The sequence below is a fragment of the Parasphingorhabdus sp. genome (assembly GCF_039939955.1).
GTDB lineage: Bacteria > Pseudomonadota > Alphaproteobacteria > Sphingomonadales > Sphingomonadaceae > Parasphingorhabdus.
This window is the reverse complement of sequence record NZ_JBDVHS010000005.1, coordinates 253624-270846: the sequence shown is the minus strand read 5'-3', so window position 1 is coordinate 270846 and position 17223 is coordinate 253624. Positions and strand designations below refer to the sequence as shown.

17 protein-coding genes are annotated in these 17223 nt (G+C 55.3%); 8 read left to right on the top strand and 9 right to left on the bottom strand.

All coding sequences use genetic code 11. From position 1 onward, the window contains the following. Positions 1-65 precede the first annotated feature (65 nt). Positions 66-683, top strand: a complete 618-nt coding sequence (locus ABJG22_RS06550) for a DNA-3-methyladenine glycosylase (protein ID WP_348019451.1) — start codon at positions 66-68, stop codon at positions 681-683. 96 nt (positions 684-779) lie between these two features. Further along, positions 780-1427, top strand: a complete 648-nt coding sequence (locus tag ABJG22_RS06545) for a glutathione S-transferase family protein (protein WP_348019450.1) — start codon at positions 780-782, stop codon at positions 1425-1427. A gap of 1 nt (position 1428) precedes the next feature. On the opposite strand, the gene ABJG22_RS06540 is transcribed toward ABJG22_RS06545, so the two are convergent. From ABJG22_RS06540 to ABJG22_RS06525, 4 genes are read right to left on the bottom strand one after another with little or no spacing between them, the layout of a single operon-like run. Beyond that, on the bottom strand, positions 1429-2208 hold the full coding sequence (locus tag ABJG22_RS06540) for an SDR family NAD(P)-dependent oxidoreductase (protein ID WP_348019449.1): 780 nt from the start codon (positions 2206-2208) through the stop codon (positions 1429-1431). Positions 2209-2224: 16 nt separating this feature from the next. Next, entirely contained in the window at positions 2225-2755 is a 531-nt protein-coding gene (locus ABJG22_RS06535) for a hypothetical protein (protein ID WP_348019448.1), read from the bottom strand. Next, complete coding sequence (locus ABJG22_RS06530) at positions 2752-4287, bottom strand: ABC transporter permease/substrate-binding protein (RefSeq protein WP_348019447.1); 1536 nt, start codon at positions 4285-4287, stop codon at positions 2752-2754. Before ABJG22_RS06530 ends, ABJG22_RS06535 begins: the two co-directional genes overlap by 4 nt. Further along, the gene (locus ABJG22_RS06525) at positions 4284-5057 is read right to left on the bottom strand and encodes an ABC transporter ATP-binding protein (protein WP_348019446.1); all 774 of its coding nucleotides are present in this window, start codon (positions 5055-5057) and stop codon (positions 4284-4286) included. The genes ABJG22_RS06530 and ABJG22_RS06525 overlap by 4 nt, the downstream gene beginning before the upstream one ends. A 109-nt stretch (positions 5058-5166) precedes the next feature. Here ABJG22_RS06525 and ABJG22_RS06520 point away from each other — a divergent pair, with 109 nt between their 5' ends. Beyond that, entirely contained in the window at positions 5167-6000 is an 834-nt protein-coding gene (locus ABJG22_RS06520; protein ID WP_348019445.1) for an SDR family oxidoreductase, read from the top strand. A 3-nt stretch (positions 6001-6003) separates the two neighbouring features. On the opposite strand, the gene ABJG22_RS06515 is transcribed toward ABJG22_RS06520, so the two are convergent. Further along, positions 6004-6300, bottom strand: coding sequence for a 4a-hydroxytetrahydrobiopterin dehydratase (locus tag ABJG22_RS06515; protein ID WP_348019444.1), 297 nt, complete (start codon positions 6298-6300; stop codon positions 6004-6006). 53 nt (positions 6301-6353) lie between these two features. On the opposite strand from ABJG22_RS06515, the gene ccmA reads away from it, so the two are divergent. Together ccmA and ABJG22_RS06505 are read left to right on the top strand one after the other, a co-directional pair. Continuing rightward, positions 6354-6980 carry a heme ABC exporter ATP-binding protein CcmA gene (gene ccmA, locus ABJG22_RS06510; RefSeq protein ID WP_348019443.1) on the top strand — a complete coding sequence of 209 codons (627 nt, stop codon included), beginning with the start codon at positions 6354-6356 and terminating at the stop codon, positions 6978-6980. Beyond that, a complete protein-coding gene (locus ABJG22_RS06505; RefSeq protein ID WP_348020312.1) occupies positions 6980-7627 on the top strand; it encodes a heme exporter protein CcmB in 648 nt (215 codons plus the stop codon). Before ccmA ends, ABJG22_RS06505 begins: the two co-directional genes overlap by 1 nt. 17 nt (positions 7628-7644) lie before the next feature. Here ABJG22_RS06505 and ABJG22_RS06500 read toward each other — a convergent pair whose 3' ends face one another. Next, positions 7645-8286, bottom strand: coding sequence for a TetR/AcrR family transcriptional regulator (locus ABJG22_RS06500; RefSeq protein ID WP_348019442.1), 642 nt, complete (start codon positions 8284-8286; stop codon positions 7645-7647). 137 nt (positions 8287-8423) lie between these two features. Here ABJG22_RS06500 and ABJG22_RS06495 point away from each other — a divergent pair, with 137 nt between their 5' ends. Genes ABJG22_RS06495 through ABJG22_RS06485 form a run of 3 tightly spaced genes read left to right on the top strand, consistent with a single transcriptional unit; the run spans position 8424 to position 14515 of the window. Further along, positions 8424-9911 (top strand): TolC family protein, encoded by a 1488-nt coding sequence (locus tag ABJG22_RS06495; protein ID WP_348019441.1) that lies wholly within the window; start codon positions 8424-8426, stop codon positions 9909-9911. After that, on the top strand, positions 9912-11282 hold the full coding sequence (locus tag ABJG22_RS06490; protein WP_348019440.1) for an HlyD family efflux transporter periplasmic adaptor subunit: 1371 nt from the start codon (positions 9912-9914) through the stop codon (positions 11280-11282). After that, complete coding sequence (locus ABJG22_RS06485) at positions 11279-14515, top strand: efflux RND transporter permease subunit (protein WP_348019439.1); 3237 nt, start codon at positions 11279-11281, stop codon at positions 14513-14515. The genes ABJG22_RS06490 and ABJG22_RS06485 overlap by 4 nt, the downstream gene beginning before the upstream one ends. A 23-nt stretch (positions 14516-14538) precedes the next feature. Here the strand turns inward: ABJG22_RS06485 and ABJG22_RS06480 are convergent, their stop codons facing one another. The 3 genes from ABJG22_RS06480 to ABJG22_RS06470 are packed head-to-tail and all read right to left on the bottom strand — an operon-like array spanning position 14539 to position 17219. Continuing rightward, positions 14539-15276 (bottom strand): CPBP family intramembrane glutamic endopeptidase, encoded by a 738-nt coding sequence (locus ABJG22_RS06480; RefSeq protein WP_348019438.1) that lies wholly within the window; start codon positions 15274-15276, stop codon positions 14539-14541. Between the two features lie 60 nt (positions 15277-15336). Then, on the bottom strand, positions 15337-16629 hold the full coding sequence (locus ABJG22_RS06475) for a PepSY-associated TM helix domain-containing protein (protein WP_348019437.1): 1293 nt from the start codon (positions 16627-16629) through the stop codon (positions 15337-15339). Further along, positions 16626-17219 carry a hypothetical protein gene (locus ABJG22_RS06470; protein WP_348019436.1) on the bottom strand — a complete coding sequence of 198 codons (594 nt, stop codon included), beginning with the start codon at positions 17217-17219 and terminating at the stop codon, positions 16626-16628. The genes ABJG22_RS06475 and ABJG22_RS06470 overlap by 4 nt, the downstream gene beginning before the upstream one ends. Between the last annotated feature and the right edge of the window lie 4 nt (positions 17220-17223).

Genomic DNA, 17223 nt, shown 5'->3' with positions numbered 1-17223 from the left:
AAATCCCGCACGCTATGTCTGCACCGAGAAAAAGAATCAAGGGCCGAAACGAGGACCGATATTCGATGGGCCTATCAAAAGAAATGATCAAAGCCGGACTGGACCATGCCGCTGCCGTCGAACCCCGGCTGGCGGCCGCCATTGAATCGTCCGGCTATCCCGAACCCCGCATCCGGCCGGAAGGCTATGAGACATTGCTCCGTACCATCGTCGGCCAGCAAGTCAGCGTGGCTTCGGCGGCGGCAGTCTGGAATAAGCTGGAAGCGCGACTGGGTGGGGGTTGCCCCCCCGAAGCCCTGATCACCACAGAATTTGATGAACTGCGCGCCTGCGGACTTTCGCGGCAGAAACAAGGCTATGCCAGAAGCCTTGCGGAGCTAATTCTCTCGGGTGGCCTTGATCTTGCCAATTTGCCACAGGATGACGAAGAAGCCATCGCGCTGCTGACCAAGATCAAGGGCATTGGCCGCTGGTCGGCAGAAATCTATATGCTGTTCGCGCAAGGTCGTCCGGATATCTGGCCGGCCGGTGATCTGGCGATTCAAGTCGGCGTAGGCAATTTTCTCGGCCTGCCGGAACGGCCAACAGAACAAGAGATTCGGGAAATCGCGCAAAGCTGGTCCCCGCATCGCGGCGCCGTGGCGATATTCACCTGGCACCATTATCATGTGATGGTGATGTAGCCCGAAATTGAGTCTAATATCTGCGAGGATACGGAACATCCTGCTGAATATTGTTCTCGTTGACAGCTGCACCCCTTTACCAGCAGTGTGATCTGCATGGCTGAACCAGTGGTCCTTCATAGCTACCGATACAGTGTTTATGGCCGTATTGCGCAGATGGTTTTGATTGAGAAAGACGTTGCATTCTCAACAGTCGAAACAGTGCCATTCGGCGACGATCTCTCCCCGGATTATCTATCAATGAATCCGTTTGGCCGAGTGCCGTTGCTGATCCACAGTGATTTCCAGATCTATGAAACGGCTGCAATTGCCCGATATGTCGATCTGGCTTTTCCCGGGCAGCATCTGGTTCCGTCAGCCCCAAAGAAAGCATCTCGCGTTAGCCAGCTGGTCTCGATAGTGGATAACTATTGTTACTGGCCAATGGTCAGGCAAGTTTGCAGCCATCGCGTTTTTCGACCATTTTTCGATGAACCATTTAGCGAAGATGAGATTAGTCTCGGAATGCGAGCCGCTGAAAAAGCGCTGAACGCAATCGAAACAATTGCGAATGAGCAGCTAATTTTGAACGGAAACGAAATCACATTAGCGGATTGCCATCTGGCTCCCATGGTTGGCTACTTCGTCGAAAGCCCGGAAGGTGCCGAGGCGATCACGAAACACAAGGCTTTACAAAAGTGGTGGGAACTCGTTTCAAAACGGCCAAGCGCAAAGGTGGCCAGCCTCAATTTAATGACGCCTTAATCTAAAGATCCAGCGGATGATTCCACCATGCGGTATCGGAAAATGCGCGCATATCGAGTTCGAAGGTCCAGGCCGAGCGGTGCTGGTGGGCGATGTGGAAATAGGTGTCGGCAATCGCGCTCGGTTCCATGATTTCATCCTTGCCTTGCGCTTTGGTTTCCAGCAATTTTGCGAAGCGTTCCGGCCCGAGCAGCTTGCCGAGCGTGTCCGGCGCATTGACCGCGCTATCGATCAATATATGCGCGACATGGATATTCTGGGACGCAAATTCGGCGTTGAGCGTCTGGCACAGCATCCGCCGACCGCCCATCGCGGCGGCATGGCTATGCTGTCCCGCATTGCCGCGCATCGCCGAAGTGGCTGAGGTGACCAGCAACGCCCCGCCGCCGCGTTCCACCATCTTCGGGAACAGTTTTTGCGCGACCCGGAACACACCCAGATTGCCCATGCGCCAGCCCAGTTCAAACGTCTTCAGCGGCGTGTCGGCCAGCGTCCGGTTCCCGATCTGCGCGCCGAGATTATAGACCACAACATTGATCGGACCGATATCGGCTTCGACATCGTCGATCAGCTTCTCGATCGACCCTTCGTCCACCGCATTGAGCAAATGGCCCGAAGCTTTGCCGCCGGCCGCTTCGATCTCGGCAACCATTTTGTCGAGACCATCCTGATCGCTGCGACGGCATAATGCGACATGATAACCTTCGGCAGCAAAGCGCTTGCCAACATGGCCGCCAATGCCTGCCCCGGCGCCGATTATCATGCAAACATCTGCCATCATGCTATCCTTTGTTCAATCATTTCAGAAACGGATTGAGCTTCATGACTTCTTCCATGAAGGAACGCGGCTTCTTCCAATTGGCCGTTTTCAAATTGGTCTTAAGGTCCAGCGTCTTGATCACATCATTGATGAAATGGACGCAATTGCGCTTGTTGAGGCTGTAGCTTTTCTGAGGGATAGCCTGCCATTTTTTCACCACAGCCAGCAATTCACGATATTTTCCGTCGTCGATTTTTACAGTGAAATGCGGGTTGCTGCTGGCGATATAATCAGCAGAGGGCGCCTTGACATGGCCTTTGACCGAGCCGAATAATATGCCCGGTGATACATTGATGGCGGTGAAACCAAAGCCGGTATCCACCTTTTTTCCATTGGCCAAAGCGCCCTTGGCAACGAAGAAAGCATGGGGAAAGTTCTTGCCAAAATCGTGCGAATAGAACGTGACGGTCACTTCCGCGCGCGCCGTCACCGAAAAACAGGCCATGAAAAGCAGCGCCGCCATTCCCGTCATTCTCAATAGATATGCAAAGCTAAATTTCACGGTCATTCCTTCAACTTGTCATTCAACCAGCCCGCGGCCTGCTTGGGTGTTTTCTTGTCGTCTTCGCGATCCACCATATAGTTGGCCTCGCGCATATTGGCCACCGAGATCGCACCGATCAGCGGGTTTAGTGCCGCGACAAATGCGTCGTCGTCTCCACGATCCGGAGCCAATAGCAAGATTGCTTCATAGGATGGCACTGCGCCTTTCTGATCTTCCAGCACGACAAAATTGTTCGCCGCAATCCGGCCGTCCGATGAAAAGGCGGAGATTACGTCCACTTCTCCGCTGGCTAAAGCCGGATACATGAAGGTAGGATTAAACGATCGTGATGCCTTGAAATTGATCGGATAGGCGGCCTGCACCATCCGCCATTCGGGCCGTTCGAGAAATTCAACATCGGCACCAAAATTGAAATCGCTCGAAACCCGCGCAAGATCATCAAGTGTCTTGATTGATTTTTCCCGGGCATCTTCCGGCCGCACCGCAAAGGCGTAGGTGTTTTCAAATCCCAAAGCCCCGAGCGTTTTGACTTCATGATTAGCGCTCGTCCAATCGGCAATCACATCGAGCATTTCCGTTTTCGACTGGCTGTCGGTGCGCTGCATCTGGTTGGTCCAGATCGTACCGGAATAATCGACATAGACGTCGACATCACCCGCCGACAGGGCCTGGAAAACAACCGCAGACCCCAGAGCGTCGCGGTAACGAACGGTATATCCGGCCTCTTCCAGCCGTGACCCAATCAACCGCGCGAGGATGAACTGTTCGGAGAAGCCCTTGGCCCCGATCACCACAATATTGTCGCGCGCGATCATTAGCGGCAGCGTCGCGACCAGCAGTCCCGCCGCGATGATCGCCATCCCGATGCCAGCCAATATCCTGCGGCGCTCCCGGATTCCGCGTTCGATCAGCCCAAGCAAGAGATCAACCGAAATGGCAAGAGCCGCTGAAAACAGGCATCCCGCCAACACCAATGTCCAATTTTGCGTTTGCAGCCCTGCAAAGATCAGATCGCCCAGACTAGGCTGACCCACCGTTGTGGAAAGCGTTGCCGCGCCGATGGTCCAGACCGCCGCCGTGCGAATACCCGCCATGATCGTCGGTGCAGCCAGCGGCGCTTCTACATAATAGAGCTTTTGGGCGCTGGTCATGCCGAGGCCATCCGCCGCTTGCTTTGCCGCCGGATCGACGCCGGACAATCCGGTCACCGCATTGCGCAAAATCGGCAGCAACGCATAGAGGGTCAGCGCCAGCAAGGCCGGCAGGAAACCAAAGGCCGATATCTCGCCACCTACGAGAGCCGAAATACCGAGCAGCAGCGGGTAAAAAAGCGCCAGCAGCGCTAAGCCCGGAATCGTCTGGATCAGACTGGCGGCGGTAATGGCCACCGCGGCCACTCTCGGAGACCGCGTCGCCCAGATCGCCAGCGGCAGGCAAATGATCATCGCCAGTGCCAAGGCCGAAACGCTGATCTGCACATGGGCAGCAAGCAGTTCCGGGACGCGGGCCAATGCTTGTTTCCACGCCTCGTTCATGATGGTTTGCTCAACGCAATCAGGTGGGCCGCCTGCGCGCGGGGAATAGCGACCAACGCCTCCGCTTCTTCGCCAACATTGCCGGACAAAAGCGCAGCGGGCGTCGCATCTGCTTTGATCTGCCCACCCTCCATCACCAATATGCGATCGGCCAGATAGAGCGCTTCGGCCATATCATGGGTCACGATGATCGTGGTCAGGCCAAGCTTCTCATGCAGCGCTTTATATTGATCGGTCAGGTTGTCGCGCGTCACCGGGTCAAGCGCGCCAAAAGGTTCATCCATCAGCATCAGGCCAGGCCGCGTTGCAAGCGCACGGGCAACGCCAACCCGCTGTTGCTGGCCTCCACTCAACTGACTTGGCATGCGGGACGCCATCTCCTGCGGCAGTTCGACCAGATCCAGCAGTTCAGCGACCCGGTCAGCATGCCCGTCCTTATCCCCCGCAAGCTCCAGCCCAATCGCAATATTGCGGGCAATGGTCATATGCGGGAAAAGTCCGATATTCTGAAAAACATAGCCGATGCGACGGCGCAATATATGAGAATCGACCGATTCGATGGGCTCGTCCCCGATGGAAATTGCGCCGCTACTGGGCTCAACCAGACGATTTATCATTTTCAATAGGGTTGATTTCCCGGAACCGGAAAGACCAACCAAAGCAACCAGACTGCCCGCCGCAATATCCAGCGAAACGGAATCTACCGCACGAACCGTACCGTAATGGCGACTGACATTTTTCAGACAAATGGAAGGACCGGAGATAGGCATCGAATTATATAGTGACGCGCTTTGTCGCACATGTCCAACGTCACTTGACGCCCGTCGCAAAAACCGCTCGAATAAACATCAATGTTAATAACAAGTCGGGAGCAGCCACATGGGCTATCAAAGTGGACAGAAGAGTATTTTTATCACCGGTGGAGCATCCGGTCTGGGCCGCGAAGTCGGTCGCCATTTTGCTGAAAAAGGTTGGTTTGTCGGGATCGCCGATATCAATGATAAAGGCATGGCAGAAACAGCTGCGCAATTGCCCGAGGGCCAAAGCTCTATCCACCGGCTGGACGTAACCGACCGGGCACAATGGAAGAAAGCCGTCGCCGAATTTGGTTCGATCACCGGCGGAACGATGACCGTATTGTTCAACAATGCAGGCATTGGTGAAGGCGGCCCGATTCAGGAAATGGAAGATGCCGAAATCGATCTGATGATCGCGATCAACCTGACCGGCGTGATCAGCGGCACCCGCGCCTGTTTCGAGATGCTCAAAAACACGCCCGACAGCTGCGTCCTGTACACAGCCTCGGCAGCAGGTATTTACGGGGTTGCCGATCTCAGCGTCTACAGCGCCACCAAATTCGCGGTGCGCGGTCTCGCCGAATCCCATGATATCGAATTCCGCAAATATGGCATCAAGGCCTGCTCGTTGATGCCCGGCTTCATCGACACCAATATCATTTCGAATGTCGTGGAAGGCACCAACCAAAGCGGCAAGGAACGGCTAGAAGAAGCCGGCGTCATGGTTAGCCCGGTATCGATCATCGGTCCGGCAGCCTGGGATGCCGTCCACGGAACCAAGGTTCACACACCGGTCAACAAAATGGCCAAACAGCTGGCCTTTGCCGCGCGCTGGCTACCGGGACGGGTGCGCAAACAGTCGGTCAGCCTTGCCGCCGATCTTGGTGATGTTCTGGCAGGCGCGGAAGACAAATAAGGTCTAGGCGCACTGCTCGATTATACGCGCCAGATTCACATCCCGCTGCGACAGCCCGCCATTTTCGCCAGCATCATGCGTGGTCAACACGATGTCGACCCGGTTGTAGACATTGAACCATTCGGGATGGTGATCGGCCTTTTCCGCGTGCAGAGCGACGCGGGTCATAAAGGCAAAGGCTTCGGTGAAATCGGAAAATGTGAACGTGCGGCTGATCGCATCGCGCTTCGCGTCATAGTCCCAGTCGGAAAGCACCATCAAAGCCGCCGTGCGTTCGTCATCAGTCAGTTGCGCCACCATATTTATTGCTCCTTGCTTGGCTTTCGCGCCAAATCATGTCTTAAGTCTGTTCCATGAATGAAGGACAGTCAACCGGAAGCAGTGATCGGCTCTTGGCCGAGGCATTATGCTGTGAGCGCGGTGGACGGACTTTATTCCGTAACCTGTCCTTTTCCCTCGAAGCGGGACAGGCCGGATTGCTTACGGGCCCTAATGGTGTCGGCAAATCCAGCCTATTGCGGTTGCTTGCCGGCCTGCTTCAGCCAGCAGCCGGAACCTATTCAGCGCCGGAAACCAAAACCCTTTGTGACGACCGGCTAGCGCTGGATGAGCATCTGCCCTTCGAACAGACTTTGCGCTTCTGGGCAAAGCTGGATGACAAAGGGACAGAAGATGTGACCGCTGCGATGGTACGGGCGGGAATGAGCAATCTCGCTGAAGTTCCGGTGCGCTATTTTTCTACCGGACAAAAGCAACGGGCACGGCTTGCACGCACTTATCTGACCGAGGCCAGATTGTGGCTGCTCGATGAACCCGCCAACGGGTTGGATATAGATTCGGTCGATCAACTGGGGACAGCATTGCAAAAGCATCTGGATGGCGGTGGGATCATTCTGGCCGCGAGTCATATTCCCTTGCCGATTGCCTTTGATTTCACGCTGAAGCTGGAACCATTGGAAGAATTGGAAGCATGTTTGTGATGAACAGCATTGTTTCGATCATCTGGCGCGATGTGCGGCAAAGCTATGGCAGCGGCGGGACTTGGCTGCCGATGATATTCTATCTTTCGGCGGCGACGCTCTTCCCCTTTGCCGTAGGCCCCGACCACCAGCTGCTGCTCCAGACGGGCGGCGGGATATTGTGGATCGCGGCCCTGCTGGCGACCCTGCTGCCGCTAGACCGGCTGATCCAGCCCGATCTTGAAAATGGTGTCTATGACCAGATGATCGTGCGCGGCCTGTCCGATGAGATGATCGCAGCGGCGCGGCTTGTCTCGCACTGGCTCTCCTTTGGGCCGCCGCTGTTGCTCGCGGCCTTTCTGGCGAGCGGTCTGATGGGGCTGGAAGGCCCTTCCCTTGGTATTTTGCTGGCCAGCCTGGCGATTGCGACACCGGCTCTGGCTGGTCTGGCGGTGATGATCGCGGCGCTCACAGCAGGCCTGAAAGGAGCCAGCGTGCTGGGCGGATTGCTGATGGTTCCGCTTGCGATCCCGTTGCTGATCTTTGGCGCGGGCAGTCTTTCAGCACAGAATAACAGCGCACTGCTATTCTTAGCGGCTATTTCCCTGCTGCTTGTCGCCATCACCCCTTTTACCGCCGGTGCCGCATTGCGCGCGGTTCGGGAATAGCAGCACCAAGAGATTTGCTATTTCTGGTGGATTCGAATCCATGCGTCGACAGCGCGTTTGGCGCGCTCGCGTTTTTCCGGTGTGGTCAGTTTGATTTTCTCACCATAGCGCAGAAATACATCCATGTTCCCCATGACCAGGCCATGGAACATTTCTGCCGAGAATTTGGGATCTGAGCTCTCAATTTCACCCTTATCTACCAGTTTCTGCAACAATTCTGTCAGATTCGCCATCGACGCACGCGGACCATTGTCGAGAAAATATTTGCCGATTTTTGGATCCCGGTTCACTTCTGCCGCCAAGATGCGGTCAAATCGCACCTTTTCTTCCAGCATCAAGAAATTCAGCAGATTTTCGGCGACATGCAACAGGATGTCGCGGAGACTTTCCGATTCGAGACTATCGTCGACAAATTTCTGGGTCATACGAGCGCGTTCTGCCTTGACCACTTCGCCAAACAGATTTTCTTTGGTTTTAAACCAGCTGTACACCGTGACTTTCGATACTTCAGCGCGCGCCGCGATCGCTTCTATGCTCGACGCAGAAAAGCCGTTCGCAAAAAATTCCGTGCGGGCCGCAGCAATGATTTTGGCAATTTTACGCTGACTGGATGGTCGATCCACTCGCTCCAAAACAATGTTATCCTCCGTGTTTGTCACGGTCCATCCCCTTCAAAAATCACAATAACTTACAAAATGAACGGAAGCGTTCAAATAAAACGTTGACGTTCATTTTTACTCATGACATATTATTGATACTTGGTAAAGGCCAAGCCGAATCAATCGCGGATGATATTGTGAAAAAACGATTCAATAGCCCAGCATATTTACTGCTTGCGCTGGCAACCACGACCAGTGGCTGTGCGAGCATGGCACCCGAAGCCGCTGCGCCAGAAATGGTCGCAGCCATTCCCGATGCTTTTAATCAGGCCGGGACTGACGGTTCCTATCAATCCGCCCGTTGGTGGAGCTCTTTTGAAGACCCCGTGCTCAACCGGCTGCTGGACGAAACGCTAAGCAACAATCTCGATCTAGAAGAAGCGTCAGCAAGATTGCGCGCTGCCGAAGCGCGCGCACGTATTTCCAAAAGCGGCCTGTTCCCGCAGCTTAATGCAGGGCTGGATAGCAGCTATTCGGATTCACCAACGGCAGGAACCAGCTTTGGTGCCATTGCTGGTGCAGGCACCGGAAGACTGCAAAACGAGACCTATTCATCCAGTCTCACTTTCTCCTATGAAATTGATATCTGGGGCAAGCTGCGCGACGATGCGCGGGCCGGCCGCGCAGATGCGGTCGCCGCTTCCGCAGATCGGCAAGCGGTGCGTTTGGCGGTGCTAGCGGAAGCCATCACCAGCTATTTTGATATTGTCGATGCCCGCCATCAGATCGCGTTGACCACCCAAATTATCGATGTGCTCGGCGATCGCGTCGAGCAAACCGAGAACCGCTATAGCCGCGGTCTAGCGACATCCTTTGAACTCTATCAAGTTCGTCAGGATTTCCGGAATGTGCAGGCCAGCCTGCCGCAGCGGGAAAGCCAGTTGACGGCGACCGAAGGGCAACTGGCCGTTCTGGTCGGTAGATATGCGAATAATATAGAAGAGCTGATCGGCAAAAACCTGACCCCCAAGTTGATCTTCAAGCCCGTGCCCGCCGGTCTGCCGATTGATCTGTTGGCACAGCGGCCCGACGTTTTTGCAGAAGGCCAACGGCTCGAAGCCGCGCGGTTCAATCTCGGCGCACGCAAGGCAGAACGTTTTCCGTCCATTAGCATCTCTGCCGGCACCGGCAGTCAGGCCGGGGAGCCATCGGGCGTGTTCGACATCATGGACAATTGGGTGTTGAACCTGGGCGCGGGCCTGACTGCACCGCTGTTTCAAGGCGGACGAATTCAGGCGAATGTCGATATTGCCGATGCCGAATATGCCCAGCAAACCGCCGTCTATGCCCGTACCATATTGACCGCCTATCAAGAGGCCAGAACGGCAATCGAGCGCTATGAAGAAGAGCGGCAGCGCTACCAGTTTCTATTCTCGCAACTTGACGAAGCACAGGCGACCACAGAATTGCAAGCACGCCGCTTTGCCAACGGGGTTGGCAGCTATGTCGATTATCTCGACGCGTTGCGCGCCCAATATCAGGTACAATCTTCTTTATCGTCGGCCGGGCGCGACGTCGCATTGGCGCGGCTCGGCATTCACCGTGCTTTGGGTGGCAGCTGGGACAACAGCCCGCCTGCATCCGATATCATAACCAACCCTCCCGTTACCCAAGGAGAAGAATAAGTGCATAGGCAACGCGTACTCGGCGGTATAATTCTGCTCGGGGCAATATTGATCGCCTCCGCTCTGATTTTGCTGCGCTCCGATCCGGAAGAAAAGCCGCCGGAGGATCTAATCCCTCTGGTCCAGGCCGCGCCGCTGGAGATCCGGTCTGGCAATTTGATGGTCAATGGTGCGGGCACGGTGCGCGCGCGCGAAGAATTGACGCTAGCGGCGGAGGTCGCCGGCAAGCTGGTCTATGTCAATCCGAACCTACGCGAAGGCCAGCGCATAGCGCGCGGCGCGACGCTATTTCGCATTGATACTGCCGACTATCGCAATGCCGTACAAACCGCGCAAGCCGATGTTGCATCGCAAGGGGTCGCACTGTTGCAGGCCCAAGAAGAAGTAACATTGGCGAAGGCCGAATTGGAACGGTTCGAACAACGCGGTGCTAGCGGTGGCAATGCTTATGCCAGCGTCGATAGCAGCGACTATGCAGCCCAAATTCTACCGCCGGATGCCTTAGCCAAGAAAACAGAGGCCAGCGGATCGCAGCCGAAACAGAAAGCGGTCACCAACGGCTTAGCGACACGGCAACCGCAATTGCAATCTGCACGTGCCGGACTGCGCCGCGCCCAAGCCAATCTCGCCAATGCCCAGACGGCATTGCAACGCACCGTCGTTCGGGCGCCCTTTTCCGGCATTGTCCGCACCGAAGGCATCGCCTTGGGCAGCTATGTGCAACCGGGCCAATCTCTGGGTTCGATGGTCAGCACTTCCGATTACGAAGCGGTCATTCCGCTGTCCGAAAAAGAGGCTGCGCTGATCCCGGAACTGTTCCGCAACAGCGGGGGCACGAAGATTCAGGCATCGGTCTATTCTGACTATGGTGGGGTCCGTTATCGCTGGCCCGCTTATGTCGACCGGGTCAACGGCTTGCTCAACCCACAGACACGCACGATCGATGTGTTTTTGCGCATACCCAATCCCGCACGAAGCGGCGCGCCCGCCGCTGTACCGGCCAATGCCGACAAATCGGCGACCGCATCCAGTGCCCCTCCCCTGTTCGTTGGTAGCTTTGTCGATGCAGAAATCACCGGCAGAGACCTCGATAGCTATGCGGTCCTGCCCCTTTCTGCCCTGCGATCGGAGAATAAAGTGTGGCTGATCGAAAAAGGCAGATTGCGCATCGTCACGGTGGATATTTATCAACGCACGGACAAAACAGCGTTGATCAGCGCCAAGGGCCTTGGCCCCAAACCGATAGCCGTTACCGGAAATCTGCAAATCGCGACCGAAGGTTTGCAAGTCCGCATTGTCGAACCCCGTTCAGCAACGAAGACAAAGAAAACCAGCACCAAAGCTGATGCGAAAGCCAAACCGGCCCAATGACAAAATCAACAGATATTGATCCATCCCTGCCGGAACAGCCGAGCAAGGGCATAATGGAGCAGAGCGGCGTCGTGGCGTTCATGGCCCGCAACGGGGTTGCGGCAAACCTGCTGATGGTCTTCCTGCTGATCGCGGGCATCGCGTCCTACCAGACGATTGTGCAGGAAGTTTTCGCGGAAAACAGCCTCGACACGATTCAGGTCAGCGTAAACTATCCTGGTGCGACACCGGACGAGATCGAGGAATCGATCGTCCAGAAGATTGAAGAAGCCGTCGAAGCGGTCGAGAATGTCAAGCAGATCAAATCTAATGCCGCCGAAAATTCGGGGTCGGTATCCGTCGAATTGGAATTGGGCGCCGATATTGATCGCGCCTTGGACGACATCAAAGCCGAAGTAGACCAGATACAGTCCTTCCCCGATGAAGCAGAAGAACCCGATGTCCGGGAGCTTACCAGTCGGCAAAGCGTGGTTCGTATCGCCATTTTCGGGGATGTTTCCGAAAATGCGCTAAAGGAAACCGCTTATCGGCTGGAAGATTCCCTCGCGGCCCTGCCCGAAATCTCCTTTGTCGATACCAGTTCGATCCGGGACTACGAAGTTTCGATCGAAGTTCCGCAAGACACGTTGCAAGCCTTTGGACTGTCGCTCAACGACATATCACGCACCGTCGCGGCAAGCAGTTTGGACAGCCCTGCAGGTTCGATTGATACCGACAGCGAAGAAGTACGCGTGCGCACCATCGGTCAAAATTATAACCAGCAGAATTTCGAAGATATCGTGCTGGTGAGCAACGAAGATGGCGCGCTCATTCGGCTTGGACAGATAGCCAATATCCACGATGGATTTGAAGATTCAGATCTCGTGTCACTATATAATGGCAAGCCGGTGGCTTTTGTAGAAGTCTTCCGGACCAGCGATGAACGGGTGCTCGACGTATCCCGCGCCACCCGAGAATATCTGGATGGGCCGTTTGCGCATTCGCTGCCAGAGGGCATATCCTATGCGATCTGGAGCGACGATAGTGAACTGCTGAACGATCGCCTGAGCCTGTTGCTGAAAAATGCAGCGATCGGTCTGGTGCTGGTCCTGCTCGCGCTGACCCTATTCCTCGATATCCGGCTCGCGGGCTGGACCGCGCTTGGCATCGGAATCACCTTTATCGGCGCTATATTCCTGCTCGATCTTGCCGGCTCCAGCATCAACATGTTCTCGTTATTCGGGTTCATTCTGGCCTTGGGGCTGGTGGTCGACGATGCCATTGTTGTCGGCGAAAGCGTCTATGCCCGGCGTGAAGCTGGCCGCACCGGAATGGGCGCAGCTGTCAGCGGCGCGCGACGGGTCACGGTACCGGTGATATTTGCCGTGTTAACGACCGTCGCCGCTTTTTCCCCTCTTTTCGCCATTGGCGGCATTATGGGGAAAATATTGGCCGATATTCCGTTGGTTGTATGCGCTGTTCTATTCTTGTCACTGGTCGAAAGCCTGCTGATCCTGCCCAGCCATCTTAGCCACTTGCCCGCCCCAGGCGCGCCGACGCGCAATCCCGTCACGCGCTTTTTTGAACGGCTACAGAAAAAGGTCGATCAATATTATCAAGCCTTCGTCAATGGTCCGCTCGATCGTGCGATAAAATTCTCCGTGCGCATGCCCTTCGTCATTCTGGCTACCGGCGTCGCGCTGCTCATTGTCATCGGCTCGCTGATCCCGGCCGGCATTATCAAAAACTCATTCTTTCCTGCGATCGAATCCGACGTGGTGACCGCCAATCTGGAAATGCCGACCGGCACGACGATTGCGGAAACCGAGAGAATAGCCCGCCTGATCGAACAGAAAGGCCGCGAAACCTATGCCAAATTTGAAGAACAGAAAGATGATGACGAACCATCAGCTTTGCGCGGCATATTCACGCTCGTGGGTCAGCAGCCCCGCGCCACGGGCCCCGGTCCTCAAGACAGTGGCTTTTCTTCCAATATCGCCAGCGTTCAATTCAGCTTCATTCCCGGCGACCAGCGCACGCTTGCATCGCGGGATTTCGAAAATGCGTGGCGCGAGACCGTCGGTCCGGTGGTTGAGGCCCGTTCACTGGTCTTTGCCTCCGACCTGATCTCCGTTGGCGCACCGGTCGACGTTCAGATTTCGGACCCAGATCCCGATGTCGTTGAAGCCGCTTCCGAGAAACTGATGGAACGATTGAACCGCTTTTCCGGTGTATTTGACATCGAAAGCGATCGGGATGCAGGCCTCAAGGAAATCCAACTGCGGCTCAAGCCCGAGGCTCGTTCGCTGGGCGTGACCCTGCAGGATGTGGCGCTTCAGGTACGCGCTGCCTTCTTCGGTAGCGAAGCGCTGCGCGTACAGCGCGGGCAGGAAGATATGCGCGTCTATATCCGGCTACCCGAGGCCGAACGCAACTCAATCGTCGATGTCGAACGCTTCCGTGTCCGGGTTCCGGGCGGTGAAGTCCCACTCTCGACTCTAGCCGAAGTGTCCTTTGGCCAAGCCCCCGCCGTGATCCGCCGCACCGACGGCAGGCGGATTACAACGATTACCGCGGACATCGACAGTAATGTCGTGACCGGTCAGGAAATTGCGGATGCTTTGACCAACGAAATCATGCCGGAACTGCAAGCAGACTATCCGCACATGCTCTATGAATTTGGTGGAGAACAAAAAGAGCAAGAGGATTCCGTCGGTGATCTGGGTATCGCCTTTGGTGCGGCTTTGCTGATGATCTACGCCCTGCTCGCCATCCCGTTCCGTTCCTATATCCAGCCGCTGATCATCATGGCCATCATCCCCTTTGGCATTATTGGCGCCCTGATCGGTCACTTGATCCTAGGGTTACCGCTCGGCGTGCTGAGCATGTTCGGAATGATCGCCTTGTCGGGCGTGATCGTAAACGGCTCGCTGATCCTGATTGATTTCATCAACGAGAATCTACGCAATGGCATGGAGATTGAGGAAGCCATTATCAGCGGCGCGAAAACCCGCTTTCGCCCTATCATGCTGACGTCGCTCACCACCTTCCTCGGCGTGGCTCCGATCACCTTTGAAACCAGCACCCAGGCGCAATTCCTGATCCCGATGTCGGCCAGCCTCGGCTTTGGCGTGCTGTTCGGTGTCATCATCCTGCAATTGCTTATCCCTGCCCTGACGATGCTGGAATATAGAGGGAAACAAAGAGCCAAACGCTTCTGGAAAGAATGGCGGGCGGATACGGTCGAAGCCTGATCCCGGCTGAGCAAAAGCGGGATTCAGTCTTCGATGGCCAGGAACCGAAATGTCTGGGCAAGAGAATTTAGAATTCCATGTGCGAAAATGAGCGGCAAGATGTTTTTTCGTCCAAACCACAGATAGAGCATGCCAAAGGCAAAGCCTGCGGCTCCGGTTATCAACGCGCCATTCATTCCTTGATAATAATAATGGCGATAGCCGAAGAAAATGGATGAGAATAACACCGCAATCAAATCCGCCTTCAGACCACCGCCCAGAAAATGGCTCGCCCGATTGATGACGAAGGCGCGGAACAACAGCTCCTCGAAAAAGGACCCGTGAGTCCAGACCAGAAACATGACGCCCAGGTAGGCTGTCAGATTGCCTATAATATGATCAAATCGTCCGCTGGCCCCGACATCCTCAAAATATTGGTCCGCTAGCAGTTCCATCAACTGCGTCGCGGCGATGAAGGCGAAGATTGATAACAGGGTCAGCCCAGCGGTTTTCAGCCAGTTTTCTGGCCATTTCAACCCGAGGTCTTTCCAACCGAAGCCCCGCCGCCGCAGCAGATAGGTGGCGACGGCCATCGCGCTAAAAGTCGATGCTGGGCCGGCATAGAGATAAGTGAATGGCAGCAGCGACTGCTTCACAACCACCAGCGTCGCCATGACGATCAACAGGTCGAACAGCGCGCCTCTATCCCATGTAGATTGCGGTTCGTCAGGGGTGGCGGATGCTATGATTTTGTCGGACATGATGGTTTCTATCATGTACATAGTGTATTGCATATGCAATACACTTATATGTCACGCTAACGTCTTCGCGCGCCTGATTTCTCAAGAATCGTGAGCGGTGCGGTCCGGCCAGAAAAGGGAACCCAATAGGATCACCACGAGGCCGCCCCAAAATATCGGAACCAGCGAACCGGCGACCGACGGCATAGCAATGCTAAGCAACAAGGTGGCTAGCAACATCGCCGGCACGCCATAAACAATGGCCATCCAGCCGCGCTGCATTTTCGCCGCTGCATAGCCCTTGGCCGCCCGTTTGATGAAATATATCCGCATGCCGGCATGGATTATATAGAGCAGCGCTATCCCAAATAGTCCAAACGCCAGCTTCACAGGCAAGCCGCCAAATTGGCCGAAATGCACTTTATAAACGGAGTCAGCGACCTGCTGCCCGATATGCCCGTCGGCTGAACCAACCGTGTCGATAAAATCGCCATTGCCGTTGAAATTATATTTCTCGGCATAGATTAATCGGCGCGGATGCTCTGACATGATCTGCAAATATTGCCCGCGTGTTTCCGGATCATGGAGAATGACATAAAGCGGCACCGTATCGCCATGTTTGCTGTTCACATAGTCCAATGCCTTGGCAATATTGGCAAGCGGAGCAGGCGCGCTATCCACTGCCGGTTCTGCGCCGAAAACAGGCTCAAATACCACATCCGCATCGCCATCATATTTCAATGTACCGACGGCAGCAGCCGATAGGACCGCCAGCCCGATCATCGCCCCAGTCAGAGAGTTGGAAATGTGAAAGGGCGCGGTCCAGACGGCCAGGCGATTGTGCAAATCCACCTGTTTTATCTGCTCCGATTTCGACCGGCGAAAGGCAAAGGCATCTTTGAAAATATTGGGATGCGCGACGAGGCCGGTGACCGACATGGCGAATAGAAACACACCAAATATCGCCACCACGATCATCCCGAAGGAATGGGGCAGATGAAGATAATAATGGAGGTCGATCAGGAAATCGGTCCATGGACGGGAGGCCTCTGGACCCAGATTTCCGTCCTTATCGACATAGGTTTCCTTATTGTCCGTTTCGACAATCGCCCGCTGATTCTGATCCGTCGGCATATGGATGAAGACGTGGGCCGTCGTTGGATCGGCCTTCATGCCATTTTGTGCCGCCACTTGCGTCGCTTCGGGCGACAGGCTGGATACGGTCTGATCACCGCTTTGTTCCCAAAGCTGTATCTCTTCCTTGAAAACACTGATCATACCGCTGAAGCAAATGATATAGAGCACCGCGCTAATCGCGATGCCCAGCAGATGGTGCGCCGCTAATGCCCGCTTTGCGAGCGGCTCCTGATCCGTTTTCTGCGCATCATCCATCATGCATATCCCACAAATATCAACGCCGCGCTGAGCAAAGGCGCACATAGCAAAACCGCCGCTTTCCAAATCCTGCGCGTTGATATCAAGCAGAAGCTGACAATGATCGCCCATAATATCGGGAATAGAAACAGCGCTGTCACCAGACTGTTCGCCCTTTCCGTGCCGACCATATCCAAAGCTTCATAAACACCCATGGCGATCAGAAACGCCAAAAGGCCGCAGATCGGGCCAAGGAACAATATGATACCGATAGACCGCCCCCATTGCGCGAAGGATGCGGCTTGTGGAGGCTTTTGCGATGGCTTCTTTTTCCGAGCGACCTTCGTTTGATTGGCCGGTTGTTGGGCGGCCGAATGGCCGACGAAGCACAAGGCCCCCAGACAAATCACTATCAAACCGAGCGCAATGCCGCGGTCGGCACCACCGGCATAGATCCAGAAGACAAGCGATCCTAACAAGGCGGCCCAACCGGCGGCGAGCAGCTTTGTCGAACGTTCGTTTTCCAGCCACGCCCGATAGAGAATGAACAAGCCGGCAATCCCGCTGCCAAGGCCGAGCAGTGTAAAAATGGGATCCACTATGATTGTCATATCT

What these genes read in the sequence shown, in the direction of transcription:
- ABJG22_RS06550 (WP_348019451.1), top strand. Translation starts at nt 66, where the DNA reads ATGGGCCTATCAAAAGAAATGATCAAAGCCGGACTGGACCATGCCGCT.
- ABJG22_RS06545 (WP_348019450.1), top strand. Translation starts at nt 780, where the DNA reads ATGGCTGAACCAGTGGTCCTTCATAGCTACCGATACAGTGTTTATGGC.
- ABJG22_RS06540 (WP_348019449.1), bottom strand. Translation starts at nt 2,208, where the DNA reads ATGATGGCAGATGTTTGCATGATAATCGGCGCCGGGGCAGGCATTGGC.
- ABJG22_RS06535 (WP_348019448.1), bottom strand. Translation starts at nt 2,755, where the DNA reads ATGACCGTGAAATTTAGCTTTGCATATCTATTGAGAATGACGGGAATG.
- ABJG22_RS06530 (WP_348019447.1), bottom strand. Translation starts at nt 4,287, where the DNA reads ATGAACGAGGCGTGGAAACAAGCATTGGCCCGCGTCCCGGAACTGCTT.
- ABJG22_RS06525 (WP_348019446.1), bottom strand. Translation starts at nt 5,057, where the DNA reads ATGCCTATCTCCGGTCCTTCCATTTGTCTGAAAAATGTCAGTCGCCAT.
- ABJG22_RS06520 (WP_348019445.1), top strand. Translation starts at nt 5,167, where the DNA reads ATGGGCTATCAAAGTGGACAGAAGAGTATTTTTATCACCGGTGGAGCA.
- ABJG22_RS06515 (WP_348019444.1), bottom strand. Translation starts at nt 6,300, where the DNA reads ATGGTGGCGCAACTGACTGATGACGAACGCACGGCGGCTTTGATGGTG.
- ccmA (WP_348019443.1), top strand. Translation starts at nt 6,354, where the DNA reads ATGAATGAAGGACAGTCAACCGGAAGCAGTGATCGGCTCTTGGCCGAG.
- ABJG22_RS06505 (WP_348020312.1), top strand. Translation starts at nt 6,980, where the DNA reads ATGAACAGCATTGTTTCGATCATCTGGCGCGATGTGCGGCAAAGCTAT.
- ABJG22_RS06485 (WP_348019439.1), top strand. Translation starts at nt 11,279, where the DNA reads ATGACAAAATCAACAGATATTGATCCATCCCTGCCGGAACAGCCGAGC.
- ABJG22_RS06480 (WP_348019438.1), bottom strand. Translation starts at nt 15,276, where the DNA reads ATGTACATGATAGAAACCATCATGTCCGACAAAATCATAGCATCCGCC.
- ABJG22_RS06475 (WP_348019437.1), bottom strand. Translation starts at nt 16,629, where the DNA reads ATGATGGATGATGCGCAGAAAACGGATCAGGAGCCGCTCGCAAAGCGG.
- ABJG22_RS06470 (WP_348019436.1), bottom strand. Translation starts at nt 17,219, where the DNA reads ATGACAATCATAGTGGATCCCATTTTTACACTGCTCGGCCTTGGCAGC.